Source organism: Nostoc sp. FACHB-280, from assembly GCF_014697615.1.
Taxonomy (GTDB): Bacteria; Cyanobacteriota; Cyanobacteriia; order Cyanobacteriales; family Nostocaceae; genus Nostoc_B.
Genome location: NZ_JACJSD010000019.1, coordinates 1 through 13,887 on the forward strand (window position 1 = coordinate 1; position 13,887 = coordinate 13,887).

The following is a 13,887-nucleotide window of genomic DNA, read 5'->3' on the forward strand; positions in this document are numbered from 1 at the left end:
TATTGTTCTCAAATGAATCGAATTGAGGAGGAATGGCATCAATTGAAGACTCATGAAATTGCTGGACAGATGTTTGATAATAATTATGATTTAGCGATGGCAATTATTGATGGCATTGAAGCCAGAATCCTTAAGGATGGATATGCTCTTGATACCAATTCTGTATGAAGATGCACTGAATTAAAGAACGAACCACAAAGGGCGCATAGACGCGATAGCGGCTTCCCGAAGGGTAGGACACAAAGAAAGAAGAGATATAAGGATTAAATGCAACCTCAAATAGAATTGGTATGAGCGTTTTATATTTAATTGCGCCTAGCTACTCACCATATATCAATAATCTAGAAAAATGGGAATCTTGCTATGAGGTACTTATTTATAGTTTGGGTACTCATACTAACGTTAATCTTTCCTAGTGAGGTACTTGCAGAAGCAAAACCCTCATATAACCTAATTCCTGGCTTGGGGACTTATCATCATCCAGTTTCCACCCAAAATCCGGAAGCACAAAAGTTTTTTGACCAGGGATTAAATTTAGTTTACGGCTTTAATCATGATGAAGCGGTGCGTTCTTTTGAACATGCGGCGGAACTTGACCCAAAAATGGCGATGGCTTATTGGGGTATTGCTTTGGCTTTAGGGCCGAATATCAACGCAGTCATCACGACTGAAAAAGAACAAACAGCATATCACGCAATACAACAAGCTTTGACACTTGCAGAAAAAGCGCCAGTTCTAGAACAAGATTATATTGCGGCTTTGGCAAAGCGTTATGCTGCCAATCCTGATGCAGATTTGCCGCAATTACAAGTGAAATATGCCCAAGCAATGGCAAATCTCACCCAAAAATATCCTGATGATTTGGATGCAGCAACTTTGTTTGCAGAAAGTTTGATGGATTTACATCCGTGGCAACTTTGGACACATGATGGTCAACCGCAAGCAGATACAAAAGAAATTGTGGCGGTTTTAGAATCGGTCTTGCAACGAAATCCTAATCATCCGGGGGCAAATCACTACTATATTCATGCGGTGGAAGCTTCACTGCATCCAGAACTTGCCCTCGCCAGTGCGAAACGTTTGGAAAATCTTGTTCCTGCTGCTGGACATTTGGTACACATGCCTAGCCATATTTATTTTCGTGTGGGAGATTATCAAGGGGCAATGCGGTCAAATGCACAAGCGATCACTGAGGATGCTGCCTATATTAGTAAAAATAAAATTCAGGGATTTTATGCCCAAATGTACTTTAGCCACAATATACATTTTCTCATGGTGGCTAGTAGTATGGCGGGTAGATATCAAGATGCACTCCAAGCTGCTGATAAATTAATTGCCCATGCTAATTCTCTCGGTTCTCATATACCTATGGTCGAGGGATTTTTGGGCAGTAAAATGCTGATCCAAGCTAGGTTTAATGATTGGGACGCAATTTTACACACTCCGCCACCAGATGCGACTTTACCGACAACCACAGCACTTTGGCATTTTACCCAAGGTTTAGCTTATACAGCTACAGGCAATCTGCAAAGTGCGACGGATGAAAGCAGCGCCTTACAAGTTGCCATCCAAAAACTTCCGTCTGGGGTGACTATTGGGTTTACTCCGGCTAATCGCATTCTTTATATCGCGCAAAAAGTTCTGGAAGGCAAAATTGCCAAAGCTAACCATAACTATGACTCGGCAATTAGATACTTAGAACAAGCAGTAGTAGCGGAAGATGCCCTTGATTATGTAGAACCACCAGATTGGTATTTTCCTACAAGGGAAGCATTAGGGGGTGTGCTGTTAGCCAAGGGTGATTATGCTACAGCTGAGAAAGTGTTTCGTGCTGATTTAGAAAAGTATCCCCATAATGGAAGGTCTTTGTTTGGTTTACAAGCAAGTTTACAAGCCCAAGGTAAAGATGATGCAGCCAAAGTGACGCAGACTGAATTTATCACCGCATGGCAAAACACAGACACGCAGTTAAAAGTAGAGAACTTGTAAAAAAGAAGTAGGTGCGATCGCACCTACTCTGAGATATTCAATCAATCATGATGGCGAATCTTGGCAAGCTTAGTAACAGATAACGAAACCTAAACCATCACCCTGTAACCTGTCACCCATAACCTATCACCTGTTATACAACTTTCGCCGCGACGGAGTTCTGTGTAAAGGTACAACTTCAGCTTCGTTACTTTCCCTGGCTACCCGAATTAGTAAGGCAGAAGCAACTAAACTGGCAATCATCGAATTACCACCGTAACTAAACATCGGTAAAGGTAAGCCTGTAGTTGGTAAAGCGCCTGTCGCAACGGCAATATGTAATAAAGATTGCCCAATCATGACAATTGTGACACCGATCGCCACTAAGCGATTAATTGGATTTTTGGCTTTCATTGCCACAATTAATCCTAAAGTGGTAAACACTGCTAACATCAGCAGCAGGGCGACACCACCCGCAAAACCAAACTCTTCAGCGAAAACAGCAAAAATAAAGTCGGTATCTTGAATGGGTAGGAAAAATTGTTTTTGTTGCGAAAAGCCATAACCAGCGCCCCAAGTTTGACCAGAACCAACAGCAAGTAAACTTTGAACTAACTGATAGCCATCGCCTGTGGCATCTGCCCAGGGGTTGAGAAAAGACATTACCCGCTTGCGCTGATATTCTTTAATGCTAATACTGAGTACAGCTAATAATACTCCGCCTATTGCTGTGCCAGCTAAATATTTATAAGGTAGTCCAGCTGCTAAGGCAATTAGCCAAATTGTCATACCGCAAAGTGCAGTTGTACTCAAGTTAGGTTGGGCAAGAATTCCCAAAAGTACCAACCCAAAAATTACTAGCCAAGTCAAGCGCACTCGCCAAGGTATTTGTTCCCATTGTCCAAACAGTCTGGCACTTTGCAACACTAAAAAAGGTTTGATTAATTCTGATGGTTGAATGGGAATGGGGCCAAGGGCTATCCAACGCGCTGCATCAAACGCTTTTTTACCTAACCCTGGGACAAGAGTCACGAAAATTAACAGTAAAAACAGTCCTAAAAACCAATGGGATACCCGCAAAATTTTGCGTAACGGCAGATTCACAATAAAGTTAAAGGCAATTAGCGAAACTAACACCCAGATAATCTGACGTTTGAAATAATATAAGCCGTCACCTTGACGTGCGTCGGCAACTGGGTAAGATGCTGAATACAACACAATTAACCCAAAAAATAACCAAATCAAGGTTAACCAACGCAACAGCCGCGCCTCTACAGCCCAGCTAGTAACAGAATTATCAAAAATGGGAATCAGTCGAGTTAGATTCACGATTCAGTACAGGTAATGCTTAAAAGTTAAGGTATAAACTCATAACTTATAACTTATAACTCAAATTTGTCTTGACACCAGCAATCATTCACGGAAATTACGGTGAATATTTTCGCTTAACCACTAGATGCGTGCGGAAGGTATAAATTCACCAAAACCACCTGTAGGATTCCGTCGTATGTGTAGATGAGCTATTAATTTAACCTAGATTCCTAACCCAGGAAATGCCCAAATTTTTAGCGGTTGAACCGGATATTGCTCGGCAAGTCGCTTGTACTCGAAAACTATTTGGGACTGTTGCCAAGTGTTTAATACATAAGTTAAATCACTACTAAATTTGCGATCGCGTTGCCCTGTTTTCGGTTATGCGGACGTGGAACTTTCAGCTTGGCTTTGAGCCTGTAACGTACCAGATGATGTACAGCTGCATACTCGGCTTGCACACCCAAATTTTTTTCTAACCAATCTTGTATTTATCTGTCGCGTTCTCTTTTCAAATTGGTATTATTTAAATCAAGCGATCGCTTTGCCAAAACTATTGTTGTTTGTGAGAAGACTGACCACGGAGAATGAGTGCGGATAGCATTGGTGAAGGAAAACACTGATTTTGTGGCTGAGAACAACCACTACATTAGGCGAATTACTGGGGATGATGCTCAAGGTAAGGCAGAATTAGATAATTTCATCGACCCGGAAAGTAAATATCACTTTGCTGCCTTTTATTAAAAACATAAGCTTACCATTAAGGCAAGCTTATGTGTAAACATATACGTCATAATTAATGACATATTTCGTATAAAATGGGCAGTACCAGACTCGAACTGATGACATCCTGCTTGTAAGGCAGGCGCTCTACCAACTGAGCTAACCGCCCGTTTGCGCTTTCTGTTTGCGCTCACAATTAAATAATATAGCAAAATATTTTGAATCGCGCTAGTATTTTTGAGAAAAATTTTTTGAATATTTTTGAGAACCTTGAAATGCCCTCTGGTCGAACGCACGATCGCATTACTCTGTGGGCTTTGCCGTTGGTGGCGGGTGTGGCTTTTTGGCAGACCCGCAGTAGCAGCGTGACTTTGCTGGTGGCTGGTGGGTTTATGTTTGGCGGTTTGATGTTTGGCCCTGACTTAGATATTTACTCTCGGCAATATCAACGCTGGGGTTTTTTGCGCTGGATTTGGCTACCTTATCAAAAAAGCCTGCGTCATCGTTCTTTTTTATCGCATGGGCCGATTATTGGGACAACGCTGCGAGTCATTTATCTTTCCTGCTTGTTGGCGATCGCAGCATTGATAATTTTGGTAATTTTGGAAAAACTGGGAAACACAACATTTAATTGGTCAGCTTTGGGTGAAAATATCCAAAAATCGTTGGTTGGCTATGGTACAGAATATCTTGCCCTGTTTCTTGGTTTAGAACTCGGTGCAATGAGTCACTCTTTAAGTGATTGGTGTGGTTCCGCATATAAGCGGATGCAAAAGCAGGGAATTAGCGGTTTACTTGCCTCTAGCAAAGTTAAAAAACGTAAAGTATCACGCCGTGTTCGTCAGTCACCACCTAGAACTAATACAAAAAGGCAAAAGTAAAAAGTAAAGAATAGTAATACCACAAGCCTTTTAGCAATTCTAGATGGAGACTGAGCGATTATTTGTTTTTATGCGTCAGTTTTAATAATGAAACTCCCTCACAAGTTCCTCAAATTGTTCTTCTAAATTAAAAGTGTAGGTAACTAGCGATCGCCTTTAGTTGGTTAACTCCATCTCATAGTCAATCAGACCAAACATCAGCATAAATGCTTTCGGATGTTTGTTCACACTCAGAAGATTTACAGGAGTTCGTTATGAAAACCCAACGCAACTATCCAGTATATCGAGAAGCGATCGCAGGTTATGCACTGGTTATTTTGGCGGTATCAGGAGGAACTGCTTGGTTGACTTGGCAAATGACTAATCCCACAACTCAAGTGAATAATTCAGCAGTCATTATTGCCTCAAAATCTGCACCCAAAAATGTAGAAGAAATACAACCACAAACCTACTGGTTAAAATTTGATAACAACCAAATTCACCTAGTACCTCAACCTGTAGAGGTAAAAGTCGGCGTAACCTCAGAAGAAGCTTTAAAATTAGCCTTCACTCATCTATTAACAACTCCTAAAATTGCTGAGTTAAGTACAACAATTCCATCAGGTACAAAGATATTAGATGTGCGAGTTACTAAGACAGGAATTTATGTCAATCTATCGCCAGAATTTAGTCAGGGTGGTGGCAGTACTTCAATGGCTTATCGTTTAGCACAGGTTGTCTATACTGCTACTAGTATTGACCCAACTGCTAAGGTTTATGTCTCTGTTGCAGGTAAACCAATCGATACAGATCATCCACTTGGTGGTGAAGGGCTAATTTTGCGACAACCAATTACAAGGCAACAATTTACCGAAGATTTTTCAATTTCTTGATTGTTTTATTTGCTGTTCTGTTTTTTCTATATCTCAAACTGCACTACCATGTCGAAAAGTCATAATTTTTTACTGAAGAATTGTATTGTTTTATGGCATTTTCTTAACCAACCACTTTTGCAGGATAGGACATTGTTGAACCCTTTTAAGTTTTGGCAACTTTACCATATATGTGAGGAATTAGAGCAAAGCTGGAATTATGACACCATTCAATTTTTAGAGAAAGGCGGCAATTCTGACATAATTACCCTATTAGAGAGATGTTTATCCATAAAAAATGAGGCTAACTAAGATTAAATCATCTAAAAGTCAGAATTAGCGAGGATAACTTTCATAAGATTCAAGTGTCTCAAATATTTTTTCTGAATTCTGAAACTCATTTAAATAAAGCATTTACTCAAGTTTTTCACATCAACACCAAATAGGAGAAATATTTATGTCTCTTAGCAAAATCATCAAAACAATTACAGATGGTACGGCTCAAGTTATCACCTATATTTCAAGTGCAGCTAGTAGAATTTTTAGCCCCAGAGATGATAACTACCCAGAAACTGGAGTTCAACCATTTGAAGGTGACATTGCTAACAATAAACGTAGGCATTAAAGATAAATGGGCGACTTACTCAGTCGCCCGACTCAAGTAAGGCGGCGAACATGATTACTGTTAGGAAAATTAACGATGAATTAGCGATCGCAGGACAAATTAGCTTAGTTCAGTTAAAGCAATTGGCTGAGGAAGGCTACCAGTCTGTAATTAATTTGCGATCGCCAGATGAAACAAGCTCACTAGACAATGAAAAAGAAAAAGTTGAGTTGTTAGGATTACAGTATATTAATTTTCCTACCAATCTTGGAGAAATTAATCATCAAGCAGCACTTGATATCTTTCAAGTCATCAACAAATCGCCAAAACCAACTTTAATTCATTGTGATGATTCCATCCGTTCAGCAGCAATCGTACTTTTATATATTGCTACTAAACAAGGAGTCACTTTTGAAAAAGCTCTCCAACAAACTATCAATTTAGGCTTAATTTCGTCTCACTGCTGAAAATTTTATATAGGAATCTAGTTTAATTTCTGATTGATTTTATATCATGGGTCATCAGTGGTGATTCCGACAAGTTGTGCAGAAACGTAAAAACCTCTCCTCTGCCTCTGCTCACCGAGCGAAGTTGAGGTGTTGCTTCCCCTGCGTTCTGAATAATTATCTTTTACTGGACACGAGATTACTTGTGTATGCCGACAACAGAAAATAAATCTAGACTCAGGTTACTGATTTTTTTTAGAAATTAAATATGAGTCCTACGTTTTTGACTGTAATTTTAGTATAAATTCTTCTTGGTAATTTATAAAAGCACCATTATCAATTGGTGACTAATCATAATAAAGATACATTGAAGAGAGGCGATTTAAAATGACTAAAACTCTATTGAATCTGACAATAAGATTAGTTCTTCAAGAACTTGAGACTATTTTAGAAACTTACCCTCATCATCCTTATCAGGAAGCCTTTGCTAATCCTGATATGCGGCAAAATCTCATTGCTTATATTTTAAGTAGAATTCCCAATCAATACATCACAGTTGATGAGGTAGAAAAACCAAAATTTCTTTGTTCAGAATCTCTGTGTCGTTCTTTAGAAAGCACACTGCACATAGAATCAATTATTCGCCAAGGTGTTGAAAAAATTCTAGGTGAACAAGCACAGAATCTTCATCGCTACATTCCAGAAGCAGTTGATCCAGGTTTGTCCGCATCTCATTGGTTTGGTTGATATATAGCAGAAGGCAGTGGTTCGGCTTCGCTCACCAACCAGGCAGGAGGAAAAGTCTTACTATTCCTGGCATTCAAGCTTTCAAATAGACAAAACTCTTTCTCCCCCTGCTCCCGGTCGCCGAGCGGAGCCGAGGTGCTGCCCCCTGCGGTCTTTATGATAAGTCTTTTAGCGGACACGATATTATGCTGCTCAATGGAGTTGCGACAGAGTTTGATAGTCTGTGTAACCATGTTCATCACCACCATAGAACCCCCTGACATCACCTTCGGTCAAAGGAGCATTGAGCCTTAGCCGCTCTACTAAGTCAGGGTTAGAGATGAATGAGCGCCCAAAAACTATGGCATCAGCCCGTCCGCTTGTAATTGCTACATCAGCCTGTTGTCGATCAAATCCACCCACTGCCAGCAGTGTTCCTTGATAAACGCTACGTATGAGATCAATGGGGTTAAAGTTCGGTGCAGTTCCTCTGGCATAACCTCGGTCATAGCCAACGTGTAAGTATGCCAAACCCAGTGGACTGAGTGTTTTTGCTACATAAGTGTAAGTTTCGGCAGGATGATCATCAAATGTGTCGTTGACTGTGAAACCAGGGGCAATCTTGACCCCAATCTGTTCTGCTCCCCGAACGCTACACAGAGCATTGACTACTTCGAGTGTGAAGCGAGTTCGATTTTCCAATGTGCCACCATAGGCATCTGTGCGTTGGTTTGAGCCACTGACTTGAAACTGGTTTGGGAGGTATCCAGTTGCAGCATGAAGTTCCACACCATCAAAACCTGCTTTAATCGAGAGTTCTGCTGCTGTGCGGTACTCTTCAACTATTTTGGGTATTTCGTCCAACTCTAAAGCACGGGGTGTCTCGAAAGGGACTTTGCCATTCCAAATGTGAATTTCTTCAGACACCACTGGGATAGCCGAAGGTGCAATCGGTAGGGCATTGTTAGGTAATAGGGAGGAGTGTGATACCCGTCCAGCGTGCATCAGTTGTACAAATATCCGACCGCCAGCAGCATGAACCGCATCTGTAACTTTTCGCCAGCCTTCAACCTGCTTTTCGTTGTGCAGCCCAGGACAGGTGGTGTAGCCTCGCCCCATTGGACTCGGATGCGTGCCTTCCGTAATAATGAGTCCGGCTGAAGCTCTCTGAGTGTAGTATTCAACCATTAAGGGGGTAGGTACACAGTCAGTAGTAGCCCGGAGTCTGGTCAGGGGAGACATGATGATCCGGTTGGGAAGGTCAAGCGAACCTAGTCTAATGGGTGTAAAAAGTCCTGATTTTTCTGGCATATTTTTCCTCTTATAGAACTAGGGCGTACTCTGACGGCGGGGCTAGGTGCTAATTAACTTTTTGCAACTGTGCTACTCTGGGGTCAATAATTTTCTGCCCTAAACTAGCAAATTTAATCGCTACAGATATTTTATTTCCTGAACCGAAAACGTGAGTTATTTCTCCAATTCCAAAAGTTTTATGTAAAACTTTATCTCCTACTTGCCAATTGTGAGATCCTTCTTGCTGTCCGTTATTTGTTGCAGCAGTTCGAGAATAATTTTGACGAATTTTACTTTGGCTAGTTAATAACTCTGGGGGTAATTCGTCCAGAAATTGCGATCGCAATGCGGGTTCTCTTGAACCATATAAACGGCGTTCGCGAGCGAAGGATAAATGTAACCTTTCTTGGGCGCGGGTAATGCCTACATAACACAAGCGGCGTTCTTCTTCTAAAGAGGCGGGGTCGTTCATGGAACGGTAGTTAGGAAATAACCCTTGTTCTAACCCTACTAAAAATACTACGGGAAACTCCAATCCTTTAGAGGCGTGCAGAGTCATCAACGAAACGGCTGTTTGTCCCTCTTTTAAATTATCCAAATCAGAACTTAAGGCGGTACTTTGCAAAAAGGCTGTTAAGGAAACATCCTCATTTTCTTCTTGAAATTGTAAGACGGCGTTATAAAGTTCCTGCACGTTTTGGATTCTGTCTTCTGCTTCATCTGTACCTTGGCTTTGCAAGTCTTGGACGTAACCAGATTCTTCTAATAAACCCATAACAATTTGCGAAACTGGAACTGTAGCGACTTGTTCTTGATAGCGGCTAATCATTTGGGCGAAATTATTCACCGATTTTGCCGAACGCCCCGCTAATGTATTGACAGAGGTTTCATCGCTGAGAATTTCCCACAAGTTAAGCCCTAATTGCTGTGAGGCGTTAATTAAATTATCAATAGTGGCTTTACCGATTCCCCGTCGGGGAGTGTTAATCACTCGCAATAAACTCACTGTATCAGCAGGGTTAGCGATCGCTCTGAGATAAGCTATCACATCTTTAATTTCTTTGCGGTCATAAAATTTCATCCCACCCACAACTGTGTAAGGAATTTGATTCCTCACCAACAATTCTTCAAAGGGGCGAGATTGAGCGTTAGTGCGATAAAGAATGGCAAAACTACCCCAATTTAATTCGGGATGTTGATTTTCTAAGGTGCGAATTTGCCGAATCACAAAATCTGCTTCGGCTAGTTCATCATCGGCTTTATGACAATAAATTTGTTCGCCACTTCCCCGCGTTGGCTTGAGGACTTTATCAATGCGTTGCGTGTTATTTTCAATTAATTCATTGGCTGCTTGTAAGATATTTTCACAAGAGCGATAGTTTTCTTCTAACTTCACCATTGTGCGCGTATCTTCATCCGGTAAACCATCACCGAAATCATTTTGAAACTCCAGCAAAATGGTAAAATCTGCCATGCGGAAACTATAAATTGATTGGTCAGCATCGCCTACTACAAATACTGAGCGATTTTGCCAATTCCATTCACTTTTTCTGTCTTCCCCATTGGTAACTAACAACCGAATCAAATCATATTGTGTGCGGTTGGTATCTTGATATTCATCGACTAAAATATGACAGAATTTGCGATGCCAATAGCCTAAGACTTGCTCGTTTTGTTGAAATAACTTAGTGGGGACAAGAATTAAATCATCAAAATCAAGGGCGTTATTTTCTGCTAGTTTATCTTGATAGGAACTGTAGACTTGAGCAATTACTCGTCCGCGATAATTTGGTTGTTCTTTTTCAAAGTCTTGGGGTGATAAGCCTTGGTTTTTAGCGTTACTGATGGCGTAGCGGACAGAACGCGGTTCAAACTTTTTATCGTCGAGGTTTAATTGTTTGGTGACGATTTCTTTAACTAAAGATTGGGCATCTGATTCATCAAAAATTGAGAAATTCCGATTCCATTTGCGCCCCTTTTCATCTTGATATTTTTCGATATCAAAGCGCAAAATCCGTGAAAATAAACTGTGGAAAGTGCCGCACCACAAATCTTTGATGGTTGTGCGGTAAACTTGCGATCGCAGTTTGGTTTGTTCGTGTTCTGGTAATAACTCAAATCTTGTACCATGTTGCGTCATCGCCAATTGTTCCGCAAACAGCTTTTGAATGCGTTCCTTCATTTCCCTTGCGGCTTTGTTGGTGAAAGTCACCGCCAAGATATTTTCAGGGTTTACACGGTGTTTGAGAATCAAGTTAGCGATGCGATAAGTCAAAGCGCGTGTTTTCCCGGAACCAGCGCCAGCCACAACTAACAACGGGCCACAATAGTGTTCTACGGCTTGACGTTGGCTAGGGTTAAGGTGACTGAGAAAGTCAATAGTAGTAGTCATGGCTTGTGAGGTGTGCTGGTGAGTCGCTGCTAGTCATAAGGTATTTTAGCAGTGTCACCTGTCAAGTTTTTATTTGGAGCGATCGTATAATTACAGCAGAATTCAGAAGTAATTTCTCTACCTAGCTTAGAGAACTAAATGGTGTACTTCACGCCATCTTAATTATTCTTGTACTACCAGTATTCATTCCCCACATTTAATCCACTATCAACTTCAGTGTGTAGATTATCTTGGTTGATTTCTTGTACCAGTTCTTCTAGTGAGTAGCGCCTACAGGTTTTAGGTTTAACTACTAAATTTTTCTGTTGGCGCAAGATTTTATGCAGCAAAATGGCTCTTAGCGTCATACCAAGCGTTTACATCGTCAACAATTTGTCTAATTCCATTCTCATCTAGAGAATGCCATTGTAAATATACTTGGTTAGAGTCAACAATAACATGGTTTAACCATTTGTAATATCCCTGGTCATCCTCTATCGTAAACAGCAATAAACATAGGGTAAAAGGCACATTATGAAGATATTCAGTTGTTTTTTGGGTAATAGATTGTGAAATCTCTTGTAAATTGCTGATAGCTGTGTCTTGTGCTTTAACTTCCACACCAAAAACTCTTCCAGTCGGCAGGTTATCTCTTAGTATCGTTACAAGAATATCAAAGCCATAATCAGCCGACTTCATCCTTTCAGTCACTAAATCATTGCGACGAGTCAGGTACATAACTGCAAGATATTCGGCGCGTTCAGCAATAAAATCTTGTAGATTGTGATTCATTTAAATTCCACACCCCTCGAATCTCCTCAGTATAAGTATTGCAGCAGATGAAGCATCCCAAATCTCTACCACTTGTATTAAGCTTTCGTGATTAACATTGGCTTACTTACTTGTCAATGAGTACATATTGCATATACTGAACAGTATAGTTAATATAAATTTTTGTATAGCGAGGACTAGGAATGTACATAGTACAGATTGCCTCGGAATGCGCTCCTGTAATTAAAGCAGGCGGTTTAGGGGATGTTGTCTACGGACTGAGTAGGGAATTAGAAGGCAGGGGCAATTGCGTTGAGATTATTCTGCCCATGTATGATTGTATGCGCTACGACCATATTTGGGGTCTGCATGATGCCTACAAAGACTTGTGGGTACCCTGGTATGGCGCAGCAGTCCACTGTTCTGTATATTGCGGATGGGTGCATGGTAGGTTGTGCTTCTTTATTCAACCCCACTCCGAAGACAATTTCTTTAATCGCGGCTGTTATTACGGTTGCGATGATGACAATATGCGCTTTGCCTTCTTTAGCAAAGCCGCTTTAGAATTTTTAAATCAAAGTAACAAGCGACCTGATATTATCCATTGTCATGATTGGCAAACAGGCTTAATTCCTGTTTTGCTGGCTGAGATTTACAAATACAATGGTATGGAATATCAGCGAGCTTGCTACACCATCCATAACTTTAAGCATCAAGGAATAGGTGGTGAAGAAACACTGGCGGCTACAGGTTTAAATCGAGCAGCTTACTATTTCCAATATGATAAGCTACGCGACAACTTCAACCCCTTTGCCTTGAATTACATGAAAGGGGGTATTGTTTACGCCAATGCAGTCACTACAGTTTCCCCCAACCATGCTGAAGAAGCACGTTATACAGAAGTGGGTTGTGGTTTAGGTCATACACTGCATTTAAATCAAGATAAATTTAGTGGAGTACTTAACGGTATAGATTACGATTTTTGGAATCCTGAAGTTGACCGTTACATTCCCAATAACTATACCTACGAAGATTTTGAACAAAAAATATATAACAAAAAGGCTTTACGCGAAAGGCTCTTACTTGATGCCGCCGATAAACCAATCATTGCTTATATTGGTCGGTTAGATAATCAAAAAGGTGTACATTTAGTACATCATGCAATTTATCATGCACTCAATAAAGGCGCACAATTTGTATTACTAGGTTCAGCCACAGAAGCAGGAATCAATGCTCATTTCCGCCATGAAAAAGCATTTTTAAATAGTCACCCCGATGTGCATTTAGAATTGGGATTTAATGAAGAATTATCCCACCTAATTTATGCAGGGGCAGATATGATTGTGGTTCCCAGCAATTACGAACCCTGCGGGTTAACTCAGATGATTGGTTTAAAATACGGCACAGTGCCAATTGTACGTGGTGTTGGTGGGTTAGTAAATACGGTATTTGATAGAGATTATGACCAAAATCTGCCACCAGAAAAACGCAATGGCTATGTATTTTATCAAACAGATAATCAAGCTTTAGAATCGGCGATGAATCGCGCAATTGATTTGTGGTATCAGTCACCTGATGAGTTCCGCCAATTAGCAATTCAGGGGATGAAATATGACTACTCATGGAATATTCCGGGAGCAGATTACTTAAAGATTTACGAGTGGATTAGACATCCTTGGTAAGTTAGCTTGATGAAATTCTTTACTCTGATAAATGGGTTTATCTTGGTTTAATTTAAGACAGTTTTGATATTAAAAGGTGCGTTTTGCTGTTGCGATCGCACCTTTACTAATTTATACATATCAACATATAACTTGATAAATATTTGTCGCTGATTGGCGAGGTTTTCTGGAGATTCTAAATTTGTCTTGTTAACAATTTTTTATATAACGTGAAATGTCAAAGTTACTCTTTAGCTAATTGGATCTCTTAGGATAGATGT

The 13,887-nt window shown here is 40.5% G+C and carries 13 protein-coding genes, 1 tRNA gene and 1 pseudogene; 8 read left to right on the forward strand and 7 right to left on the reverse strand.

Features of this window, described 5'->3' with window-relative positions; translation table 11 throughout:
• Positions 1–363: 363 nt before the first annotated feature.
• Positions 364–1,989: a hypothetical protein gene (locus H6G75_RS15425; protein ID WP_190980913.1), complete on the forward strand. Its 1,626-nt coding sequence runs from the start codon at positions 364–366 to the stop codon at positions 1,987–1,989.
• 126 nt (positions 1,990–2,115) lie between these two features.
• Here H6G75_RS15425 and H6G75_RS15430 read toward each other — a convergent pair whose 3' ends face one another.
• Together H6G75_RS15430 and H6G75_RS33545 are read right to left on the reverse strand one after the other, a co-directional pair.
• The gene (locus H6G75_RS15430; RefSeq protein WP_190980914.1) at positions 2,116–3,297 is read right to left on the reverse strand and encodes an FtsW/RodA/SpoVE family cell cycle protein; all 1,182 of its coding nucleotides are present in this window, start codon (positions 3,295–3,297) and stop codon (positions 2,116–2,118) included.
• A 320-nt stretch (positions 3,298–3,617) separates the two neighbouring features.
• Complete coding sequence (locus H6G75_RS33545; RefSeq protein ID WP_277884094.1) at positions 3,618–3,746, reverse strand: hypothetical protein; 129 nt, start codon at positions 3,744–3,746, stop codon at positions 3,618–3,620.
• A 61-nt stretch (positions 3,747–3,807) separates the two neighbouring features.
• On the opposite strand from H6G75_RS33545, the pseudogene H6G75_RS33935 reads away from it, so the two are divergent.
• Positions 3,808–4,002: pseudogene (locus H6G75_RS33935) on the forward strand (hypothetical protein); the annotation flags it as partial.
• A gap of 96 nt (positions 4,003–4,098) precedes the next feature.
• Here H6G75_RS33935 and H6G75_RS15440 read toward each other — a convergent pair.
• Positions 4,099–4,171: transfer RNA gene (locus H6G75_RS15440), tRNA-Val, on the reverse strand.
• 106 nt (positions 4,172–4,277) lie between these two features.
• Between H6G75_RS15440 and H6G75_RS15445 the strand changes: the two genes are divergently transcribed.
• From H6G75_RS15445 to H6G75_RS15465, 5 genes are all read left to right on the forward strand, one after another.
• Positions 4,278–4,883: a metal-binding protein gene (locus tag H6G75_RS15445; protein ID WP_190980915.1), complete on the forward strand. Its 606-nt coding sequence runs from the start codon at positions 4,278–4,280 to the stop codon at positions 4,881–4,883.
• 254 nt (positions 4,884–5,137) lie between these two features.
• Positions 5,138–5,755, forward strand: a complete 618-nt coding sequence (locus tag H6G75_RS15450) for a GerMN domain-containing protein (RefSeq protein WP_190980916.1) — start codon at positions 5,138–5,140, stop codon at positions 5,753–5,755.
• 436 nt (positions 5,756–6,191) lie between these two features.
• Entirely contained in the window at positions 6,192–6,359 is a 168-nt protein-coding gene (locus H6G75_RS15455; protein ID WP_190980917.1) for a hypothetical protein, read from the forward strand.
• Positions 6,360–6,409: 50 nt separating this feature from the next.
• Positions 6,410–6,805: a beta-lactamase hydrolase domain-containing protein gene (locus H6G75_RS15460; RefSeq protein ID WP_190980918.1), complete on the forward strand. Its 396-nt coding sequence runs from the start codon at positions 6,410–6,412 to the stop codon at positions 6,803–6,805.
• Positions 6,806–7,171: 366 nt separating this feature from the next.
• The gene (locus H6G75_RS15465; protein WP_190980919.1) at positions 7,172–7,531 is read left to right on the forward strand and encodes a hypothetical protein; all 360 of its coding nucleotides are present in this window, start codon (positions 7,172–7,174) and stop codon (positions 7,529–7,531) included.
• A gap of 192 nt (positions 7,532–7,723) precedes the next feature.
• Here H6G75_RS15465 and H6G75_RS15470 read toward each other — a convergent pair whose 3' ends face one another.
• The 4 genes from H6G75_RS15470 to H6G75_RS15485 all read right to left on the reverse strand — a co-directional run bounded on the left by H6G75_RS15470 (position 7,724) and on the right by H6G75_RS15485 (position 11,966).
• The gene (locus tag H6G75_RS15470; RefSeq protein WP_190980920.1) at positions 7,724–8,821 is read right to left on the reverse strand and encodes an alkene reductase; all 1,098 of its coding nucleotides are present in this window, start codon (positions 8,819–8,821) and stop codon (positions 7,724–7,726) included.
• Between the two features lie 49 nt (positions 8,822–8,870).
• Complete coding sequence (gene pcrA / locus H6G75_RS15475; protein ID WP_190980921.1) at positions 8,871–11,195, reverse strand: DNA helicase PcrA; 2,325 nt, start codon at positions 11,193–11,195, stop codon at positions 8,871–8,873.
• A 173-nt stretch (positions 11,196–11,368) separates the two neighbouring features.
• The gene (locus H6G75_RS15480; protein WP_190980922.1) at positions 11,369–11,542 is read right to left on the reverse strand and encodes a hypothetical protein; all 174 of its coding nucleotides are present in this window, start codon (positions 11,540–11,542) and stop codon (positions 11,369–11,371) included.
• The gene (locus H6G75_RS15485) at positions 11,514–11,966 is read right to left on the reverse strand and encodes a DUF4365 domain-containing protein (protein WP_190980923.1); all 453 of its coding nucleotides are present in this window, start codon (positions 11,964–11,966) and stop codon (positions 11,514–11,516) included. The genes H6G75_RS15480 and H6G75_RS15485 overlap by 29 nt, the downstream gene beginning before the upstream one ends.
• 182 nt (positions 11,967–12,148) lie before the next feature.
• Here H6G75_RS15485 and glgA point away from each other — a divergent pair, with 182 nt between their 5' ends.
• Positions 12,149–13,627 carry a glycogen synthase GlgA gene (gene glgA / locus H6G75_RS15490; protein ID WP_190980924.1) on the forward strand — a complete coding sequence of 493 codons (1,479 nt, stop codon included), beginning with the start codon at positions 12,149–12,151 and terminating at the stop codon, positions 13,625–13,627.
• The last annotated feature ends 260 nt before the right edge of the window (positions 13,628–13,887 follow it).

Coding starts and splice junctions, on each gene's coding strand:
- glgA (WP_190980924.1), top strand. CDS start 12,149: ATGTACATAGTACAGATTGCCTCGGAATGCGCTCCTGTAATTAAAGCA.
- H6G75_RS15425 (WP_190980913.1), top strand. CDS start 364: ATGAGGTACTTATTTATAGTTTGGGTACTCATACTAACGTTAATCTTT.
- H6G75_RS15450 (WP_190980916.1), top strand. CDS start 5,138: ATGAAAACCCAACGCAACTATCCAGTATATCGAGAAGCGATCGCAGGT.
- H6G75_RS15480 (WP_190980922.1), bottom strand. CDS start 11,542: ATGACGCTAAGAGCCATTTTGCTGCATAAAATCTTGCGCCAACAGAAA.
- H6G75_RS15485 (WP_190980923.1), bottom strand. CDS start 11,966: ATGAATCACAATCTACAAGATTTTATTGCTGAACGCGCCGAATATCTT.
- H6G75_RS15465 (WP_190980919.1), top strand. CDS start 7,172: ATGACTAAAACTCTATTGAATCTGACAATAAGATTAGTTCTTCAAGAA.
- H6G75_RS15470 (WP_190980920.1), bottom strand. CDS start 8,821: ATGCCAGAAAAATCAGGACTTTTTACACCCATTAGACTAGGTTCGCTT.
- H6G75_RS15455 (WP_190980917.1), top strand. CDS start 6,192: ATGTCTCTTAGCAAAATCATCAAAACAATTACAGATGGTACGGCTCAA.
- H6G75_RS15445 (WP_190980915.1), top strand. CDS start 4,278: ATGCCCTCTGGTCGAACGCACGATCGCATTACTCTGTGGGCTTTGCCG.
- H6G75_RS15460 (WP_190980918.1), top strand. CDS start 6,410: ATGATTACTGTTAGGAAAATTAACGATGAATTAGCGATCGCAGGACAA.
- pcrA (WP_190980921.1), bottom strand. CDS start 11,195: ATGACTACTACTATTGACTTTCTCAGTCACCTTAACCCTAGCCAACGT.